Source organism: Inquilinus sp. 2KB_23 (assembly GCF_052115705.1).
Taxonomy (GTDB): Bacteria; Pseudomonadota; Alphaproteobacteria; order DSM-16000; family Inquilinaceae; genus Inquilinus; species Inquilinus ginsengisoli_A.
In genome coordinates this window covers 101,572-119,607 of sequence record NZ_JBFRHF010000027.1, presented here as the reverse complement: position 1 = coordinate 119,607, position 18,036 = coordinate 101,572, and the positions used below count along the sequence as shown (strand labels likewise).

The 18,036-nt window shown below is 71.6% G+C and carries 14 protein-coding genes; 6 read left to right on the top strand and 8 right to left on the bottom strand.

The genetic code is table 11. The features are described from left to right. The 3 genes from addA to tsaE form a co-directional block, all read right to left on the bottom strand. The coding region (addA, locus tag AB4112_RS28595) for a double-strand break repair helicase AddA (RefSeq protein WP_441724464.1) at nt 1–2,845 on the bottom strand (2,845 nt) is incomplete at its 3' end. Next, nucleotides 2,842–5,790, bottom strand: coding sequence for a double-strand break repair protein AddB (addB, locus tag AB4112_RS28590; RefSeq protein ID WP_441724462.1), 2,949 nt, complete (start codon nt 5,788–5,790; stop codon nt 2,842–2,844). The genes addA and addB, both read right to left, overlap by 4 nt. After that, the gene (gene tsaE, locus AB4112_RS28585) at nt 5,787–6,269 is read right to left on the bottom strand and encodes a tRNA (adenosine(37)-N6)-threonylcarbamoyltransferase complex ATPase subunit type 1 TsaE (protein ID WP_441724460.1); all 483 of its coding nucleotides are present in this window, start codon (nt 6,267–6,269) and stop codon (nt 5,787–5,789) included. Before tsaE ends, addB begins: the two co-directional genes overlap by 4 nt. Nucleotides 6,270–6,392: 123 nt before the next feature. Here tsaE and AB4112_RS28580 point away from each other — a divergent pair, with 123 nt between their 5' ends. Next, the gene (locus tag AB4112_RS28580) at nt 6,393–7,409 is read left to right on the top strand and encodes an NAD(P)/FAD-dependent oxidoreductase (protein WP_441724458.1); all 1,017 of its coding nucleotides are present in this window, start codon (nt 6,393–6,395) and stop codon (nt 7,407–7,409) included. Nucleotides 7,410–7,496: 87 nt separating this feature from the next. On the opposite strand, the gene AB4112_RS28575 is transcribed toward AB4112_RS28580, so the two are convergent. Next, nucleotides 7,497–8,102: a LysE family translocator gene (locus tag AB4112_RS28575; protein ID WP_309798866.1), complete on the bottom strand. Its 606-nt coding sequence runs from the start codon at nt 8,100–8,102 to the stop codon at nt 7,497–7,499. Between the two features lie 124 nt (nt 8,103–8,226). Between AB4112_RS28575 and AB4112_RS28570 the strand changes: the two genes are divergently transcribed. The 3 genes from AB4112_RS28570 (at nt 8,227) to AB4112_RS28560 (ending at nt 11,051) form a co-directional block, all read left to right on the top strand. Beyond that, complete coding sequence (locus AB4112_RS28570; RefSeq protein ID WP_309798869.1) at nt 8,227–8,844, top strand: helix-turn-helix transcriptional regulator; 618 nt, start codon at nt 8,227–8,229, stop codon at nt 8,842–8,844. A 10-nt stretch (nt 8,845–8,854) separates the two neighbouring features. Then, nucleotides 8,855–10,009, top strand: coding sequence for an aminotransferase class I/II-fold pyridoxal phosphate-dependent enzyme (locus AB4112_RS28565; RefSeq protein WP_309798871.1), 1,155 nt, complete (start codon nt 8,855–8,857; stop codon nt 10,007–10,009). Between the two features lie 79 nt (nt 10,010–10,088). Continuing rightward, on the top strand, nt 10,089–11,051 hold the full coding sequence (locus tag AB4112_RS28560) for a hypothetical protein (protein ID WP_309798873.1): 963 nt from the start codon (nt 10,089–10,091) through the stop codon (nt 11,049–11,051). 11 nt (nt 11,052–11,062) lie between these two features. Here the strand turns inward: AB4112_RS28560 and AB4112_RS28555 are convergent, their stop codons facing one another. The 4 genes from AB4112_RS28555 to AB4112_RS28540 all read right to left on the bottom strand — a co-directional run bounded on the left by AB4112_RS28555 (nt 11,063) and on the right by AB4112_RS28540 (nt 15,909). Further along, nucleotides 11,063–12,139 (bottom strand): calcium-binding protein, encoded by a 1,077-nt coding sequence (locus AB4112_RS28555; protein WP_309798874.1) that lies wholly within the window; start codon nt 12,137–12,139, stop codon nt 11,063–11,065. A 262-nt stretch (nt 12,140–12,401) separates the two neighbouring features. Further along, nucleotides 12,402–13,532, bottom strand: coding sequence for a calcium-binding protein (locus AB4112_RS28550; protein ID WP_309798876.1), 1,131 nt, complete (start codon nt 13,530–13,532; stop codon nt 12,402–12,404). A 198-nt stretch (nt 13,533–13,730) separates the two neighbouring features. Further along, the gene (gene ahcY, locus AB4112_RS28545; RefSeq protein WP_309798878.1) at nt 13,731–15,035 is read right to left on the bottom strand and encodes an adenosylhomocysteinase; all 1,305 of its coding nucleotides are present in this window, start codon (nt 15,033–15,035) and stop codon (nt 13,731–13,733) included. Nucleotides 15,036–15,171: 136 nt separating this feature from the next. After that, the gene (locus AB4112_RS28540) at nt 15,172–15,909 is read right to left on the bottom strand and encodes a TerC family protein (RefSeq protein WP_309798879.1); all 738 of its coding nucleotides are present in this window, start codon (nt 15,907–15,909) and stop codon (nt 15,172–15,174) included. Between the two features lie 182 nt (nt 15,910–16,091). Between AB4112_RS28540 and AB4112_RS28535 the strand changes: the two genes are divergently transcribed. Both AB4112_RS28535 and AB4112_RS28530 read left to right on the top strand, forming a co-directional pair. Beyond that, on the top strand, nt 16,092–16,859 hold the full coding sequence (locus AB4112_RS28535; RefSeq protein ID WP_309798880.1) for a DeoR/GlpR family DNA-binding transcription regulator: 768 nt from the start codon (nt 16,092–16,094) through the stop codon (nt 16,857–16,859). Nucleotides 16,860–16,869: 10 nt separating this feature from the next. After that, nucleotides 16,870–18,030 (top strand): MFS transporter, encoded by a 1,161-nt coding sequence (locus AB4112_RS28530; RefSeq protein ID WP_441724452.1) that lies wholly within the window; start codon nt 16,870–16,872, stop codon nt 18,028–18,030. The last annotated feature ends 6 nt before the right edge of the window (nt 18,031–18,036 follow it).

Sequence of the window (18,036 nt, the reverse complement as noted above, 5' to 3'; positions counted from 1 at the left end):
GCGCCGGGCGGTGCAGCCAGTCCGGCGGCGGCGCGGCGGCGATGGCGGCCGGCGCCACCGCATCCGGCCCGGCCGGCCGGTCGGCCTGGGGCCGGTGCAGCCGCAAGCCTTCGCCCTCGATGCCGTCGACCGCCAGCGCCATCGTCTCCGCCAGCCCGGCGAGCCCGTCGCGGCACAGATGGTACCAGCAGCCCTCGGCCGGCTTGCCGCGCTCGGTGGCGTAGTGGCCGCAGACATACAGCCGGTCCTCGGCCCGGGTCAGGGCGACGTAGAGCAGGCGGCGGTACTCCTGGTCGCGGCGGCGCTCGGCCCGCTCCAGCGCCTCGCGATAGGCCGGCGGGCGCGACGCGGCGCGCGGCGCCCACAGCGGCACCGGCAGGCCCTCGTCCGGCCACAGGATCTTCTCGCCGGCCCGGGCGGTGCCGCGCGGCATGCCGACGGTGTCGGGCAGGATCACGATCGGCGCCTGCAGCCCCTTGGAGCCGTGGGCGGTCATGATCCGCACCTGGGCGTCGCCCTGCTCCTGCTCGCGCTTGACCTCGGTCTCGCCGGTCTCCAGCCAGTGCAGGAAGCGCTGCAACGACGGCGGCAGCTGGCGCTCGAATCCCAGGGCCAGCGACAGCAGCTCGTCCAGCGGGTCCTCGGCCTCGGCGCCCAGCCGGCCCAGCATGGCGCGGCGGCCGGACAGGGCGTCGCCGGGGCAAGGGCGGGCCAGCACGGCCGAGAACAGCTCGAACGGCGCCTGGTAGTCGACCTGGGAGAACAGCTCCGACAGCCATTGCCGCGCCGCCATCACCACCGGGTCGCGCGACGCGATCACCGCGGCCCACAGCGTGCCGGGGCGGCCATGGGCCACCGCGAACAGCCTGATGTCGTCGAAGCCGACCAGCGGGCCCTTCAGCAGTTCGGCCAGCGACAGGTCGTCCTCCGGCAGCAGCAGGAAGCGGGCCAGGGCCATCAGGTCCATCACCGCCAGCTGCTCGGTCAGCACCATGCGGTCCATGCCGCCGACCGGCACGCCCGCCGCCTTCAGCGCCCGCATCAGCTCGACGAAGAAGCGGTTGCGGGTGCGCACCAGCACCAGGATGTCGCCGGGGCGGATCGGCCGGCCCTTCGATTCCAGCAGGGCGCCGTCGCGCAGCCAGCCGGAGATGCGCTCGGCGATCAGCCGGGCCAGCCGGGCGCCGGGGTCGCTGATCCCTCGTTGCTCGGTCGGCGGCTCCCAGGCCGGGCGCTCGTCGCTCTCGCTCGGGCCCAGCAGCGGCCACAGCTCGACCAGCCCGCCATCCAGCTTGCGGCGTTCGGACACGAAGTGGTGCGGCGGCTCGGGCGCCACGCCGTCCAGCGCCGGGCCGCCGGCGAACACGGCGTCGACCATGGCCAGCACAGTCGAGACCGAGCGGAACGAGGTCTCCAGCGGCACGATCTCGAAGGGCCGCTCGGCGGCGTGGATGCGGCGGTCGAACACGGCGCGCATGCGGGCGAATTCGGCCGGGTCGGCGCCCTGGAAGCTGAAGATCGACTGCTTCTCGTCGCCGACCACGAAGACGGTGCGGGCGATGTCGGCGCGGGCGCCGAGGCCGGCGAAGAACTCCTCGGTCAGGGCGGCGACCACGCGCCACTGCTCCGGGTTGGTGTCCTGCGCCTCGTCGATCAGCACATGGTCGATGCCGCCATCCAGCTTGTACAGCACCCAGGCCGACTTGCCCGGCCGCTCCAGCAGCGCCGCCGCCTGCAGGATCAGGTCGTCATAGTCCAGCAGGGCGCGGCGGTCCTTCTCCGCCCGGTAGCGGGCGATCAGGGCGGCGCCCAGGGCCAGCAGGGCGGCGGTGTTGTCGGCGGTCTCGGCGGCGCGCAGCCGCTCGGTCAGGGCCAGGATGCGATCGGCCTCGGCCTGCAGCGCGTCGAGCACGCCGGGAACCGCGGCGACGGCCCGGGTGGCGAGCGTCTTGTAGACCGTGCCCTCCTTGGTCAGGAACCCGCGGAGATAGTCGCCCCACCCGGCGGCCCGGCCCTCGGGGGCCTCCAGCCAGTTGGCGATGGCGGTGCCGCGGTCCTGGTCGGTCTTCTTGTCGCTGTCCAGCAGGGCATAGGCGGCGGCGCGCAGTGCTGTGCAGTCGAGGGCCGAATCGGCGCAGGCCTCCTGCAGCAACCCGTCGGCTGTGGCGCCATCGGGCAGGTCGAGGTGATGGCGGATGGCGCCGACCAGGGCGTCCAGCCCGCCCTGCTCGTCCAGCAGCCGGGTCAGCAGGCCGCGCTCGGACACCAGCGCCCGCACCATGTCGCCGAACTCGTCGGCGCCGACCGCGCCGGCCACCCGGTCGACCGCCCAGCCCAGGTCCGGATCCTCCAGCACCTGGCGGCGCACCCGCTCCAGCATCTCGGCGGCGCTGCGGTCGTCGATCAGCTCGAATTGCGGCGGCAGCCCGGCCTCGACCGGGAAGCGGCGCAGCAGCGACTGGCAGAAGCTGTGTACGGTCTGGATCCGCATCCCGCCGGGCACGTCCAGCACCTGCGCGAACAGCCGCCGCGCCGCGGTCTGGGTGGCGGTGTCGGGCGGCGCGCCCATCAGGTCAGCCAGCTTCAGCTGCAGCTCGGCGTCCGGCATCGTGGCCCAGCCCGCCAGGGTGACGGCGATGCGGTTGGCCATCTCCGCCGCGGCGGCGCGGGTGAAGGTGATGCACAGGATGCGGTCGGGCGGGGTGTCGGCCAGCATCAGCCGCAGCACCCGGTCGGTCAGCACCTTGGTCTTGCCGGTGCCGGCCGAGGCGCCGACCCAGACCGAGCTGCCGGGGTCCGAGGCACGCCGCTGGGTCGCGGTGGGATCGGGGCGGATCAGGGTCATCCCTCGCCCCCCGCCGACCATTCCTTGACCCGGGCGAGATGGGCGTAGTCGGAGAATCGGGGCGCCACGCCGCGCGGCTGCGACAGGTAAGGCGTCTCGGGCAGGTCGAAGCGGGCGATCAGGCCCAGCAGCCCGGCCAGCGCCTGCTCGGCCAGGGCGGCCAGGTCGCCCTCCGCCGGCTTCACCGGCTTGATCTCGCCCGGCACGGCGCCGCCGGACAGGCGCCAATGCTCCAGCCCGGCAAGGACGAGGTCCGCCGGCACGCCGGTGAAGCCGCCGGCGCGGATCATCATCGCCTCCAGCGGCAGCTGCGGCTGGTGGCCGGCCAGGATCTGCTCGTTCGACGGCACCGTGCCGGTCTTGTAGTCGACCACCACCAGCCCGTCCGGGCCCCGGTCGATGCGGTCGGCCTGGCCGCTCAGGGTGAAGGGCCCGGCCGGGGCCGGCAGCGTCACCACGCCCTTCTGCTCGGTCAGGATGGCGCGGCGGCCGGCGGCGCGCAGCCGCGCCTCGGCCTCCAGGAACCAGCCGGCGATGCGGGCGAAGCGCGGCCACCAGAAGGTGCGGATGTCCGGCCCCGGCGGCAGCCGGGCGAATTCGAGGCGGCCCAGCGCCAGCAGCCGGTCCAGCGCGTCGGGCGGCAGCGCCTCGGGCCAGGCCTGCAGGAAGGCGGCCAGCGCGTCGTGGATCGCGGTGCCGCGCTCGGCCGCCCCCGGCTCGGCCTCGATCGGGTCCAGCGGCTTCAGCTGCAGCACCTGCCGGGCGTAGATGGCGTAGGGGTCCTGCATCCAGGTGGCGATCTGGGTCACCGACAGGCGGCGGGGCCGGGCGGCGACCGGCGGCCGCGGCGCCGGCGGCGCCACCGGGCGCACCGCGTCCGGCTGGTCGATCCGCCGGGCCAAGGCGCGCCAGTCCCGCGCCGGCGGGGCCAGGGCTAGGCCGGCGCCGTCCAGCACCGCCTGCAGCCGCAGCAGCCAGCGCGACGGCACCGTCGGCGTGCCGTCCACCTTCTCCGCCCGGGTCAGCACCACCTCGGCCCCCGCGGCGGCCTGGGCGAAGTCGTTGGCGGCCAGGCCGATCCGCCGCTCCGGCGCCGGCAGGCCGAATTTCTGCCGCATCGGCCGCGACATCCAGGGGTCGGCGGCGGGCGCGGCCGGCCAGCTGCCCTCGTTCAGCCCCCCCAGCACGATGCGGTCGAACCGCGCCATCCGGGCCTCGACCGGGCCTAGGATCGCCAGCCGGGGGTGGCGGCCCCAGCGTGGTCGGACCACGGCGCCGTCCATCATCGCCTCGAACAGGCCGGGCCAGTCCTGGCCCGGGATGGCCGGGAAGCCGTCGAAGCCGGTCAGCAGCTCATCGACCAGCGCCTGCGCCGCCTCGCCGTCCTCGGCGCGCCACAGCCGGGCGGGGCCGGGCTCGGCGTCGGTCGCCGCCAGCGATTCGGCGCAGGCGACGTGCAGGCGCAGCAGCTCGACCGGGGATTGGCCGTCGGCCCGGACCGCGGCGACGAAGGGCGACAGGATGGCGGTGACGCGGTCCAGCCAGGGACCCAGGGCATCGGCCGCCTCGCTCGCCGCCAGCGCCGCGGCCAGCCCGGCGGTGCCGGACTCGGGCGACGGGCCGCGCAGCACCGCGCGCTCCAGCCGGCGCAGGGTCTCGCGGAAGGTGCCGACGGCCTCGCCCCCCGCCGCCAGCGGATGCTTCAGCAGGGCCAGCAGCGCCAGCGGCGAGGCGTCGCGGAAGGCGATGTCGCCGACCAGGCGCAGATAGGCCCCGACCGGGGTGTCGGCCAGCGGCCGGCCGGCGCTGTCGTCGACCGCCACCTGCCAGCGCCCCAGCTGCGCCGCCACCCGGCGGGCCAGCGCCCGGTCGGGCGTCACCAGCGCGGCGGTGCGGCCCGGTGTCTCCAGCGCCTCGCGCAGCAGCAGGGCGATCACCCCAGCCTCCTCCTGCGCCGTGGCGCAGTCGATCCGGGACAGGCCGTCCAGCGCCGTGGCCGCCAGCCCGGCCGGGTTCCGCCAGGCGTCGGTGGTGGCGGCCGGGCGCATCACCTCGCGCAGCAGCGCGCTGCGGTCCGGGCCGGCGAGGGAAGACCCATCGGGCCAGTCGGCGACCTCGGCACGGTCGATGCCCAGGCCCTCCAGCAGCAGCTTCAGCGGCTGCTGCGGGTGGCTGTCATCGATCTGGGCCCAGGTGTCCTCATCCATGCCACGGTCCAGGCCGGGCAGCACCACGGCGCCCTGCGGCAGCGCCGCCACCGCGCGCAGCAGCGCGATGTCCGACGGGTTGGTGCCGATCAGCCCGGCTGATATCACCGGCCCGGGCGGCGGTGCCGCGGTCCATGCCGCCGCCTGGGCCAGGGTCAGCCGGGCGCGCCAGTCGGCGGGATCCAGGGCGTCCAGGTCGCGCAGCACGCCGGGCCAGACCGTGGTGACGATCTCCAGGAAGCGCAGCGTCTCCTGCCAATGCTCGGCCAGCTCCTCCGGCACCAGCCCGGCCAACCGGTCGAAGCCCAAGCCCTCGGCCTGGACCTCGTCGATCAGCCGGGCCAAGGCGGCGGCCAGGTGCATCGCCTGGTCGGCGCCGATGCCCTGCTCCTGCCGGGCCAGGACCAGCCGGGCCAGCAGGATCTGGCGGCGCTGCGGCGCGATCGCCGGCGGCAGGGCCAGTGCCTCGGCCACCGCCGGAGTCTCGCCGATGGCGGCCAGGCTCAGGGCGTCGGCATCGATGTCGCCGATCGGCATCAGCCGGGGCAGCAGCAGCGGGGTGCCCTCGCCGGCGCGCAGGAAGGCGTCGCGCAGCGTGGCGCCGGCCCGCCGGGTCGGCAGCAGCACGGTCATGGCGCCCAGCGCCAGCGGGTCGCCGCCGGCCAGGGCCAAGAGACCCCGGGCCAGCGCGTCGGCGACGCCCTGGCCGGCCGGGATGGTGAGGATGCGCCCGGTCACGGCGCCTCGCGCAGCGCCCGGGCCAAAGCGGCGCCGCGGCCGCCCAGCCCGATCACCGCCGCGGTGCGACCGTCCTCGCGGCCCGGCGCGGCGGCATGGGCCAGCTCGATCTTCAGCCGGTCGGGCGGGATCAGGCCGCCCAGCCGGTCGGGCCATTCCACCAGGCAGATGCCCTGCCGCGCCTCGTCCCAGCCCAGTTCCAGCACCTCCTCGGGGGCGCCCAGCCGGTACAGGTCGAAATGCCACAGCTCGCCCGCCGGCAGGTCGTAGGACTGGACCAGGGTGAAGGTCGGGCTCGGCACCTCCAGCTCCGGCTCGCCGGTGGCGGCGCGGATCAGCGCCCGGGCGAAGAAGGATTTGCCGGCGCCGAGATCGCCCGAGAGCAGGACGATGTCGCCCGGGCGCAGCCGCGGCGCGAGGCGGGCAGCCAGGGCTGCGGTCGCGGCTTCGTCGGGCAGGTCGAGGGTGAAGCGGTCCATCGTCCGATTGTTCGCACAGCCCGCCTGCGCAGTCACGCCCGGGGCATGCGGCCTATCGCGATGATGCGCGCCGACGCGGAACCGGCTACCACATCCGGGTCTCAAAGGCTGAGGGATGCCGCCATGTCCACCCCGCATCGCACCGACGTCGCCATCATCGGGGCCGGCCCGGTCGGGCTGTTCGCCGTGTTCGAATGCGGCATGCTGAAGATGAGGTGCCATGTCATCGACGCGCTGGGCGAACCCGGCGGGCAATGCGCCGCGCTGTATCCGGAAAAGCCGATCTACGACATCCCCGGCCATCCCCGAATCGAGGCGGCGCAGCTGATCGACCGGCTGGGGGAGCAGGCGGAGCCCTTCGCCCCGACCTATCATCTCGGCCAGCAGGTCGAGACCCTGGCGCGGCAGCCGGACGGGCGCTGGCTGGTCGGCACCGGCGCCGGCACCACCATCGATGCCGCGGCGGTGATCGTCGCCGCCGGGGTCGGCGCCTTCGGGCCGAACCGGCCGCCGCTGGCCGGGATCGAGGATTTCGAGAACCGCTCGGTGTTCTACATGGTGACCCGCAAGGAGGCGCTGCGGGGCAAGCGGGTGGTGGTGGCCGGCGGCGGCGACAGCGCGCTCGACTGGTCGATCCTGCTGGCCGATGTCGCGGCCCAGGTGCTGGTGGTGCACCGGCGCGACAAGTTCCGCGGCGCGCCGGACAGCGTCGCCCGGCTGCACGCCCTGGCCGAGGCCGGGAAGGTCGAGCTGGTCACCCCCTACCAGCTGCACGGGCTGGAGGGCGCGGGCGGGCAGCTCTCGGCCGTCACCGTGGCGACGCTGGAGGGCGAGGTGCGGCGGCTGGAGGCCGACGTGCTGCTGCCGTTCTTCGGCCTGTCGATGAATCTGGGGCCGATCGCGAATTGGGGGTTGGCGCTGGACAAGCACCACATCGCCATCGACCAGGCGACGGCGGCGACCAGCGCGCCGGGGATCTTCGCGGTCGGCGACATCGCCACTTATCCGCACAAGCTGAAGCTGATCCTGACCGGCTTCGCCGAGGCGGCCTCGGCCGCCCATGCGATCTACCCCCTCGTCCGCCCCGGCGAGGTGCTGCACTTCGAATATTCGACGACCGCCGGCGTGCCGGGGGTTTGAGGCACAAGCGACCCTTCCCTCTTGTGTCATTGCCGGGCTTGACCCGAAGACGACAATGAGGGGAGGTGTGCTCGATCCCGGCCGACCTTACCCCAGCAGGTCCGCCGCGATCGGGTACAGCGAGGCGACCAGCAGCAGCGCCATGCCGAGATTGAAGGCGCGGACCGCGGCGGGGGCGTGCAGCACCCGCCGCAGCGCCGTGCCGAACAGCGCCCAGCAGCCGACGCTGGGCAGGTTCACCAGGCCGAACACCACGGTGACGATCGCCAAATTGCCCAGGAAGCCGGCCTGCGGCGTGTAGGTGGCGATGGCGCCGACCGCCATCACCCAGGCCTTGGGGTTGACCCATTGGAACGCCGCGGCCTCGAGGAAGGTCATCGGCCGGCCAGATTCGCTGCCGCCGGAGAGCGGCCCGGACCGCGCGATCTTCCAGGCGAGATACAGCAGATACGCGGCGCCGCCGTATTTCAGCAGCTGGTACAGCAGCGGCCAGGCGGCGAAGGCGGCGCCGAGGCCCAAGCCCACCGCCGCCACCATCACGGTGAAGCCGGTGGCGATGCCGACCATGTGCGGCACGGTGCGGCGGAAGCCGAAGCTGAGGCCCGAGGCGGTCAGCATGATGTTGTTCGGCCCCGGCGTGATCGAGGTGACGAAGGCGAACAAGACGAAGGACGAGAGCAGTTCGGGAGTCATGGCCCCAACTTGGCCCGACTCCAAAATCGAGACAATTCGAACATTGTCCCGATCAATCCGGCCGGTGTGGCGGAGTCAATCGCGGATCTGGACTCATACGAACCATCTGATCTAGACAGTTTGTATGAACTGGCATTCGCGCTACGAGACGGTCGCCGAGGCGATCGCGGCGCTGCTCGGCCCGGAGGCGGAGGTGGTGGTCCACGACCTCGCCACCGACCGGATCGCGCAGATCGTCAACCCGCTGTCCCGCCGCCGGGTCGGGGACGCGTCGCTGCTCGACCTGGAAGCCGGGGACCTGGCGCCCGGCAAGGCGGTGCTCGGCCCCTATGAGAAGGCCGGGCCGTCCGGCGACCGCATCCGCTCGGTCAGCGCCGTGCTGCCGGGCGAGGATGGGCGCCCGGCCGGGCTGCTGTGCGTCAATCTCGGCCTCGGCCGGTTCGACGCCGCGGCGCGGCTGCTGGCCGGGCTGTTCCCGCCGGTGGCGCCGCGGCCGGAGGCGCTGTTCCGGCGCGACTGGCGCGAGGCGGTCAACCTGATCCTGCGCGACCGGCTGGCCGCCGCCGGCCTGTCCGCCGACCGGCTGGACCGCGCCGGGCGGGTCGCCCTGGTCGCCGCGATCGACGCCGAAGGCCTGCTGGAGATGCGCCACGCCGCGGCCTATGTCGCCAGCCAGCTCGGCATCTCCCGCGCCACCCTCTACGCCGACCGCGCCGCTGCGCGGTCAAGACTCGCCGCCTGAGGACATCACGATGCGCCGCCTGCCCGAATTCGCCCTGGAAAGCTATTTCGCCCGCTGGGAGTTCACCGCCAGGCACCACCTCTGCCCCTCCGACATGCAGTCGATGACGCTGGGCGAGCTGCTGGCCCTGGCGACGCCGGATCAGCGCGAGGCCTGGGACCAGCTGTGGCTCGGCTACACCGAAACCCGCGGCGCCCCGGCGCTGCGGGCGGCGATCGCGGGCACCTATGACGGCCCCCAGGGCGGACTCACGGCCGACGACGTGCTGGTCACGGTCGGGGCGGAGGAGGGGATCTTCCTGGCGCTGCAGGCGCTGCTCGGCCCCGACGACCATGCGGTCGTCCTGACCCCGACCTACCAGTCGCTCGAATCGGTGACCGCCAGCCTCTGCGCCGTCACCGGCGTGCTGCTGGAGCCGGCCCCCGACGCCGCGGGCGGCTGGGCACTGGACCCCGACCGGCTGGCCGCATCGCTGCGGCCGAACACCAGGGCCATCCTGCTGAACCTACCGCACAACCCGACCGGATACCTGCCGACCCGTGCGGTGTTCGATGCGGTGGTCGACATCGCCCGGTCGCGCGGCATCTGGATCCTGTCGGACGAGGTCTATCGCGGGCTGGAGCGGCGGCCGGAGGACCGGCTGCCGGCGATCGCCGAGGCCTATGAGCGCGGGCTGTCGATCGGGGTGCTGTCCAAGGCCTACGGCCTGCCCGGGCTGCGCCTCGGCTGGCTGGCCTGCCGCGACCGCGACCTGCTGCGCCGGATTGAGCGGCTGAAGGACTACACCACCATCTGCAGCCCGGCGCCGAGCGAGGCGCTGGGCGTCATCGCCCTCGGCGCGCGCGACCGCATCCTGGCCCGCAACCAAGCCCTGATCGCCGCCAACCTGCCGTTGCTGGAGGCGTTCTTCGCCCGCCATGCCGACCGCTTCGAATGGCAGGCGCCGGCGGCCGGCTGCATCGCCTATCCGCGCTACCGCGGGGCGGAGGGGGTGGAGGCCTTCACCGCCGATGTGGTCGAACGCTCCGGCGTGCTGCTGCTGCCGGCCTCGGTCTACCGCTCCACCCTCGGCCCGGTGCCGGCAGACCGTTTCCGCATCGGCTTCGGCCGGACCAAGACGCCGTCGGCGCTGGCGGCGCTGGAGGCGCATCTGGCGGCGGCCTGACGATCCTGCGACGCGATGGCGGGGAGGCGCGGCGGTGCCGCAGCGTGTAGGGTGCGGCGTCACCACCGGAAATGCGCCCATGCTGCGTCGCCTCGCCCTCGCCCTGCTGCTCCTGGCCCCGGCCCTGCCCGCGGCGGCGGCGGACAACCAGACCCTCGGCACCTTTCGCGGCACCGTCGAAGGGCCGGGCGGCGAGACCTCGGCGATCGAGGGATTCGCGGCGGCGGTGAAGGATGATCGCGGGCGGTTCGTGCTCGGCCTGACCTCGACCGGTGAAGGCGTGATCCGCACCCGGCAGATCCAGCTGCTGCTGCCGGCCGATGCGGCGCCGGGCAGCCTGGCCGTCGGCAGCTACGACACGGCGCGGCGCGACAAGGAAGGCAAATCCGCCGGCGCGCTGTATGTGGCCATGGGGTCGGACGGGTCGCGGGTGCGCGATTGCCGTCTGGTCACCCAGGGCAAGGTGGAACTGACCGCGGCCGGGCCCTTCGCGGGCACGCTGAACTTCACCTGCCGCGATTCGACGGAGGCGACGCTGTCGCTGACCTTCGACGCGGTGCCGGTCGACGCCGGCCAGGTGGTGCCGTCCGAGCCGGGCGGCGAGCCCGGGCCCGGCCGGGTCAGCACCGTGGTCGGGGCGCCGGTCAACGCCACCATCACCGGCACGGGCACCGCCAAGAAGCAGGCCGCGGGCAGCCGCCTGCTGCTGCTGTATCTGGAGCAGGACCGCGACGTCCACGGCACCAAGCAGAAGATGCCGGTCGGTGCCGTGGTCGTCGCGCTGCCGAAGGACGCCAGCCTCGGCGCCCATGATCTCAAGCCGTTCTCGCAGGCGGTCGCGGCCGACAAGACCGCGACCGGCTACGGCGTCTCCTTCAGCCTCGAGGCCGGCAGCGATTCGCTCGACGGCTGCGACCAGCAGGCTAGCGGGACGTTGACGCTGACCAGCCTCGACCCGGTCGCCGGGTCGGCGCGCTTCACCTGCGCCGACCAGAACGACCTGACGGTCGAGACCGATTTCGACGGCATCCCGACGGAATAGCCGTCAGATCGTCAGAGGATGAAGTCACCGGCAACCAGGGTCGGCAGGCCGGACAGCTTGATCTGGAAGTCCGCCGTCCCGTCGCCGTTGACGTCGCCCTCGACCAGCGTGTCGGCGCCGGAGCCGATGGCGTGCAGCTGGCCCGCCACATGGGTGAAGGCGCCGGCGATGAAGGTGAAGGCCTGGTCGCCCGCCACGGTGGTGTTGGCGTCGATCAGATGCAGGTCGATCTTGTCGCCCTGGGACGAGCTGAAGTCCAGAATGCGGTCCGCATTCACGCCTACCGCGCTGTCGGTGATCGCGGCGTAGACGAACCTGTCCGCCCCGGCGTCGCCGCCGATGACGTCCTGGCCGCCATTGCCCTGCAGCACGTCATTTCCGCCATTGCCGCGCAGGATGTTGGCGCCGCTGTTGCCGGTCAGCGTGTCGGCGAAGGACGATCCCGACAGGCTTTCGATGTTGATCAGCGAATCGCCCTGGGCGGTGCCGCCGATGCCGGCGCCGGAGACCAGGCTGACGGTGACGCCGACCGTGCTGTCGATGTAGTAGACGGCATCCGAGCCGTTGCCGCCGTCCAGCACGTCCGGCCCGAGGCCCCCGAACAGCCTGTCGTTGCCGTCGCCGCCGGACAGGAAGTCCGTGCCGGCCAGCCCGGTCAGGATGTTGTCGCCGGTGTTGCCGACCAGGGTGTCGGCATCGGCGGTTCCGGTGGCGTTGATGGCGGCGCTGCCGGTCAGGATCAGGCGGTCGACGAAGTGCGGCATCGTGTAGGTGACGCTGGAATAGATCGTGTCGATGCCGTCGGTGGCCGAGAATTCGGTGACCGTGTCGCCGATGGAGTCGACGATGTAGGTGTCGTCGCCGAAATTGCCGACCATGTTGTCGTCGCCGGCGCCGCCATCGAGATAGTCGTCGCCGCCACCGCCGTCGATATGGTCGTTGCCGTTGCCGCCGAAGCCCTGGTCGTTGCCGATGCCCATGTTGAGGTCATCGTTGCCGTCGAGGCCGAAGAAGATATCGTCGCCACCATTGGGGTCGCTGCCGGTCGGCAGCATGTCGTCGCCGTTGGTGCCTGTGAATGTGGTCATGAAGTCCCTCAGCAATTAGGAATTAAATATCGGCCCCCGTTTCCGAAGCGGAAGTTAGTTTGTATTGGCGGCTTTATTTGGGCACAAACGCGAAGAATCCGAGATATTCGTCTGCATGCATGGCTGCTTCGGCGCCGAGCCGCTCTCGCCGGCGGTCGTGGCCGACAAGACCGCGATCGGCTCAGCCTCGACCCGGCGACCGGGTCGAGGCTGATTTCGACGGTATCCCGACGGAATAGCTCCCTGAGTCAGGGATGGCAGGTCAGAGGATGAAATCCCCGGCGACCAGGGTCGGCAGGCCGGACAGCTTGATCTGGAAATCTGCCGTCCCGTCGCCGTTGACGTCGCCTTCGACCAGCGTGTCGGCGCCGGAGACGATGGCGTGCAACTGGCCCGCCACACCGGTGAAGGCGCCGGTGATGAAGGTGAAGGCTTGGTCGCCCGCCACCGTGGTCTTGGCGTCGATCAGGTGCAGGTCGATCTTGTCGCCCTGGGACGAGGTGAAGTCCAGGATGCGGTCCGCAGTCGCGCCGACCGCGCTGTCGGTCGTGGCGGCGTAGAGGAATTTGTCCGCCCCGGCGTCGCCGCCGATGATGTCCTGGCCGCCATTGCCCAGCAGCACGTCATTTCCGCCGTTGCCGCGCAGGACGTTGGCGCCGTTGCTGCCGGTCAGCGCGTCGGCGTAGCCCGACCCGGACAGGTTTTCGATGTTGATCAGCGTGTCGTGCTGGGCGGAGCCGCCGAGCCCGATGCCGGAGGCGAGGCTGACGGTGACGCCGACCGTGCTGTCGCTGTAATAGGCGGCATCCAAGCCGTTGCCGCCGTCCAGCGTGTCCGGGCCGGCCCCGCCGAAGAGCCTGTCGTTGCCGTCGCCGCCGGACAGGAAGTCCGTGCCGGCCAGCCCGATCAGGATGTTGTCGCCGGTGTTGCCGACCAGGGTGTCGGCATCGGCGGTCCCGGTGGCGTTGATGGCGGCGCTGCCGGTCAGGATCAGGCGGTCGACGAAATGCGGCATCGTGTAGGTGACGCTGGAATAGACCGTGTCGACGCCGTCGGTGGCCGTGTACTCGGTGATGACGTCGGCAGCGGAATCGACGATGTAGGTGTCGTCGCCGAAATTGCCGACCATGGTGTCATTGCCGGTGCCGCCGTCGAGATAGTCGTCGCCGCCACCGCCATCCATGTAGTCGGTCCCGGCCCCGCCATAGACGGTGTCATCGTCGCCGCCGCCCTGGACATAGTCGTCCCCGTCGCCGCCATAGACCAGGTCGTTGCCGCCGCCGGCGTCGACCTGATCGTTCCCGGCCAGGCCCTGGAAGATGTCGTCGCCGGAGTTGTTGGAATTGAACGGCGGCAGGATGTCGTCGCCGCTCGTGCCTGTGAATGTGGTCATGAAGTCCCCCAACGAATAGGAATTAAATATCAGCGCCCGCGTCCGAAAGGGACGTTAGATTGCGTTGACGGCTTTATTTGGGCATAAAAAAGATAAATCCGCGATATTGCATATCTGGATATGCTGATTTTGACCGGGCAAGAAAAAGCCCCCGCCGGAGGCGGGGGCTGGGTCGGTTCCGGACCTGACGGGCCGGGATCAGTAGCGGTAGTGGTCCGGCTTGTACGGGCCCTCGCTCGGCACGCCGATATAGGCGGCCTGCTTCGGCGTCAGCGTGGTCAGCTTGGCGCCGATCTTCTCCAGGTGCAGCGCCGCGACCTTCTCGTCGAGGTGCTTCGGCAGGACGTAGACCTTGCGCTCGTAATTGGCATGGTTCTGCCACAGCTCGATCTGGGCCAGCACCTGGTTGGTGAAACTGGCTGACATCACGAAGCTCGGGTGGCCGGTGCCGCAGCCGAGGTTGACCAGCCGGCCCTGGGCCAGGACGATCAGGCGCTTGCCGTCCGGGAAGATGACCTCGTCGACCTGCGGCTTGACCTCTTCCCACTTGTAGTTGCGCAGGCCCTCGATCTCGATCTCGCTGTCGAAGTGGCCGATGTTGCAGACGATGGCGCGGTCCTTCATCTGCCGCATGTGGTCGAGCGTGATCACGTCGACATTGCCGGTCGCGGTGACGAAGATGTCGCCCAGCGAGGCGGCCTCGTCCATGGTCAGGACCTGGTAGCCTTCCATCGCCGCCTGCAGGGCGTTGATCGGGTCGATCTCGGTGACCATGACCCGGGCGCCCTGGCTGCGCAGCGAGGCGGCCGAGCCCTTGCCGACATCGCCGTATCCGGCGACGACCGCGACCTTGCCGGCCATCATCACGTCGGTAGCGCGCTTGATGCCGTCGACGAGGCTCTCGCGGCAGCCGTAGAGGTTGTCGAACTTCGACTTGGTGACGCTGTCGTTGACGTTGATGGCGGGGACCTTGAGGGTGCCCTTCTTCATCATCTCATACAGGCGGTGCACGCCCGTGGTGGTCTCCTCGGACAGGCCGCGGACGTCGTTCAGCATCTCCGGATACTTGTCGTGCATGAGCTGGGTGACGTCGCCGCCATCGTCCAGAATCATGTTCGGGGTCCAGCCGCCCGGGCCGCGCAGGGTCTGCTCGATGCACCACCAGAACTCCTCCTCGGTCTCGCCCTTCCAGGCGAAGACCGGGACGCCGGCGGCGGCGATGGCCGAGGCGGCCTGGTCCTGGGTCGAGAAGATGTTGCAGGACGACCAGCGGACGGTGGCGCCGAGCGCCGTCAGCGTCTCGATCAGCACGGCGGTCTGGATGGTCATGTGCAGGCAGCCGACGATGCGGGCGCCCTTCAGCGGCTGCGACGGGCCGAACTCCGCCCGCAGCGCCATCAGGCCGGGCATCTCGGTCTCGGCGATCGCGATCTCCTTGCGGCCCCAATCGGCGAGGCTGAGATCCTTGACCTTGTAGTCGGTGAAGGTGGTGGCGTCAGGCATCGGATGCTCCTGCGGCAAATGCGGAATTGGCGCAGGGTGTAGCAGCGGCGCCCGTCCGCCACAAGCATAAAGACATCTTTATATGTTTGATTTTCACCCCTCCCCGCGACGTGGCAGGGAGGGGCGGGGCATCAGGTCAGGCCAAGTCCTTCGCCGTCCCGGCCTTCTTCGCGTGGCGGCGCTTGGCCAGCAGGTTCAGCGCCTCGACGCCGAGCGAGAAGGCGATGGCGAAGTACAGGTAGCCGCGCGGGATGTGGAACTGCAGCCCGTCGGCGATCAGGGCCACGCCGACCAGCAGCAGGAAGGCCAGCGCCAGCATCTTCACCGTGGGGTGGCGGTGGACGAAGCCGCTGATCGGGCCGGACGCCCACAGCATGGTGCCCACCGCGACGATGACCGCGGCGTACATCACCGGCAGGTTGTTGGTCATGCCGACCGCGGTGATCACGCTGTCGAGCGAGAACACCAGGTCGAGGATGATGATCTGGCCGATGATCGCGGCGAAGCTGGCCGCCTTGATGGCGTGGCCCTCTTCCTTCTCCTCGATCGCGGCGTGGATCTCGATCGTCGCCTTGTAGAGCAGGAACAGGCCGCCGCCGAGCAGGATCAGGTCGCGCCACGACACCACGAGGCCGAAGGCGGAGAACGCCGGCGCGGTGAGGCCGATGATCCAGGAGATCATCGCCAGGAACACCAGGCGCAGCAGCAGCGCCAGGATCAGGCCGGTCCGCCGGGCCGAGGCGCGCTGCGCCTCCGGCAGCTTCTCGGTGGCGATGGCGATGAAGATGATGTTGTCGATGCCGAGGATGATCTCAAGCACCGCCAGAGTCAGGAAGCTGGCCCAGATCTGGGGATCGGCGAGGAATTCGAGCACGGCTCGTCGGTCTCCGTTTTGGCTGAAAGCCGCCGGGATATGGGGCGACAGTCCCAGGATTACCAGAAGTTCATGTTGGATCTTTCGCCGCGCCGTGGGCCGATGATGGTCAGGCTTCCTGCCCGAGGTTGCGTGTTCGTGCATGATCATGCATGATTGGCCGACCTCATGCGGACATCGCCATGACCGACATCCTGTTGCCCGACGAGCGGCGCCGCCGCCTGCTCGACCTCCTCGCCCTCGACGGCAAGATCCTGGCCACCGCCGCCAGCGCTGCGCTGGGCGTGTCGGAGGACACCATCCGGCGCGACCTCAACGACCTCGCCCGCAACGGGGCGGTGCGCCGCGTCCATGGTGGGGCGCTGCCGCTGACCCCAGCCGCCGGGTCCTTCGACCTGCGCGCCGAATCGCGGCCGGAGGCGAAGGCGGCGCTGGGGCGGGTGACGGCGGGGCTGATCCGGCCCGGCGAGGTGGTGCTGCTCGACGGCGGCACCACCATGCTGGCGGTGGCCGAGGCGCTGCCGCCCGACCTGCGCGCCACCATCGTGACGCCGAACCTGCCCGCGGCGCTGGCCCTGACCCGGCACCCGACGGTCGAGGTGGTGCTGCTCGGCGGCCGGGTCGACAAGGGCGGCCAGGTGACGGTCGGCACCTCGGTGCTGGCCGCGCTCGAAGGCCTGCGCGCCGATCTCTGCCTGCTCGGGGTCTGCAGCCTCGACCTCGAGGCCGGGCTCGGCGCCATGGACCATGAGGAGGCGTTGGTGAAGCGCCGCATGGCCGCTTGCGCCGGCCGGGTCGCCGCGGTCGTCACCGCCGACAAGCTGGGCACCGCCGCCCCGTTCCCGATCCTGGCCGTCGACCGGCTGGATGCGCTGATCACCGAACGGGCGGTCGACGCCCGCATCCTGGCCGCCTACCGCAAGGCCGGCCTCACCTTGCTTCTCGCCTGACGGAGCCGTCATGACCAGCCTCGCCCAAGCGGAGGGGAAGACCGCCGACCCGCGCGCCGCGCGCCTCGCCACCCGCGCCATGTTCCTGGTCTGCGGCACCGTCACCGCCAGTTGGGCGCCGCAGGTGCCGCTGGCCAAGGCCCGGCTGGGGCTCGACGACGGCATGCTGGGCCTCACCCTGCTCGGCCTCGGCGCTGGGGCGATGGTGGCGATGCCGCTGGCCGGCTTCCTCGCCGCCCGCTTCAGCAGCCGGCTGATCACCACCCTGGGCGGGCTGGTGATCTGCCTGTCGCTGCCGCTGATCATCCTGGCGCCGGACGCGCCGCTGCTGGCCCTGGCGCTGTTCCTGTTCGGCGCCGCCACCGGGTCGATGGATGTGGCGATGAACGTCCAGGCCACGGCGGTGGAGGCGCGGGGCGCCCGGCCGGTGATGTCCTCCTTCCACGGCATGTTCAGCGTCGGCGGCCTGATCGGCGCCGGCGGCACCAGCCTGCTGCTCGGCCTCGGCCTGGCGCCGCTGTCCGCGGCCCTGATCGTCAGCGGCCTGATGCTGGCGCTGCTGCTGTCCCAGGCCGGGTCGATGCTGCCGCCGGAGCGCGGCGGGACCCGGGCGGGGCTGCGCCTCAGCCTGCCGCGCGGCCTGATCCTGGTGCTCGGCCTGCTGACCTTCGTGCTGTTCCAGGCCGAAGGCGCGGTGCTGGACTGGAGCGCGGTGTTCCTGCACGAGGCTCGCGGCCAGGACCCGTCGGTGGCGGGGCTCGGCTACGCCGTCTTCGCGGTGGCGATGGCGGTGATGCGGCTGACCGGCGACGGCATCACCAGCCGCTTCGGCGGCGAGACCGTGGTCCGCCTCGGCTCCGCCCTGGCGGCGGCGGGCTTCCTGCTGGCGATCCTGGTGCCCTGGCCGGTGGCCGGCCTGGTCGGCTTCTTCCTGGTCGGGGTCGGCGCCGCCAACGTCGTGCCGGTGCTGTTCAGCGCCGCCGGCCGGGTGCCGGGAACCGACCCCGGGCTGGCGATCTCGACCATCGCCACGCTCGGCTATTGCGGCATCCTGGCCGGCCCGGCGGCGATCGGCTTCGTCGCCGACCATCTCGGCCTGCCGCTCGCGCTCGGCCTTGTGGCAGTGCTGCTGGTCGCCACCGCCGCCGCGGCCCGGGCGGTGCGGGTCTAGAGGGCA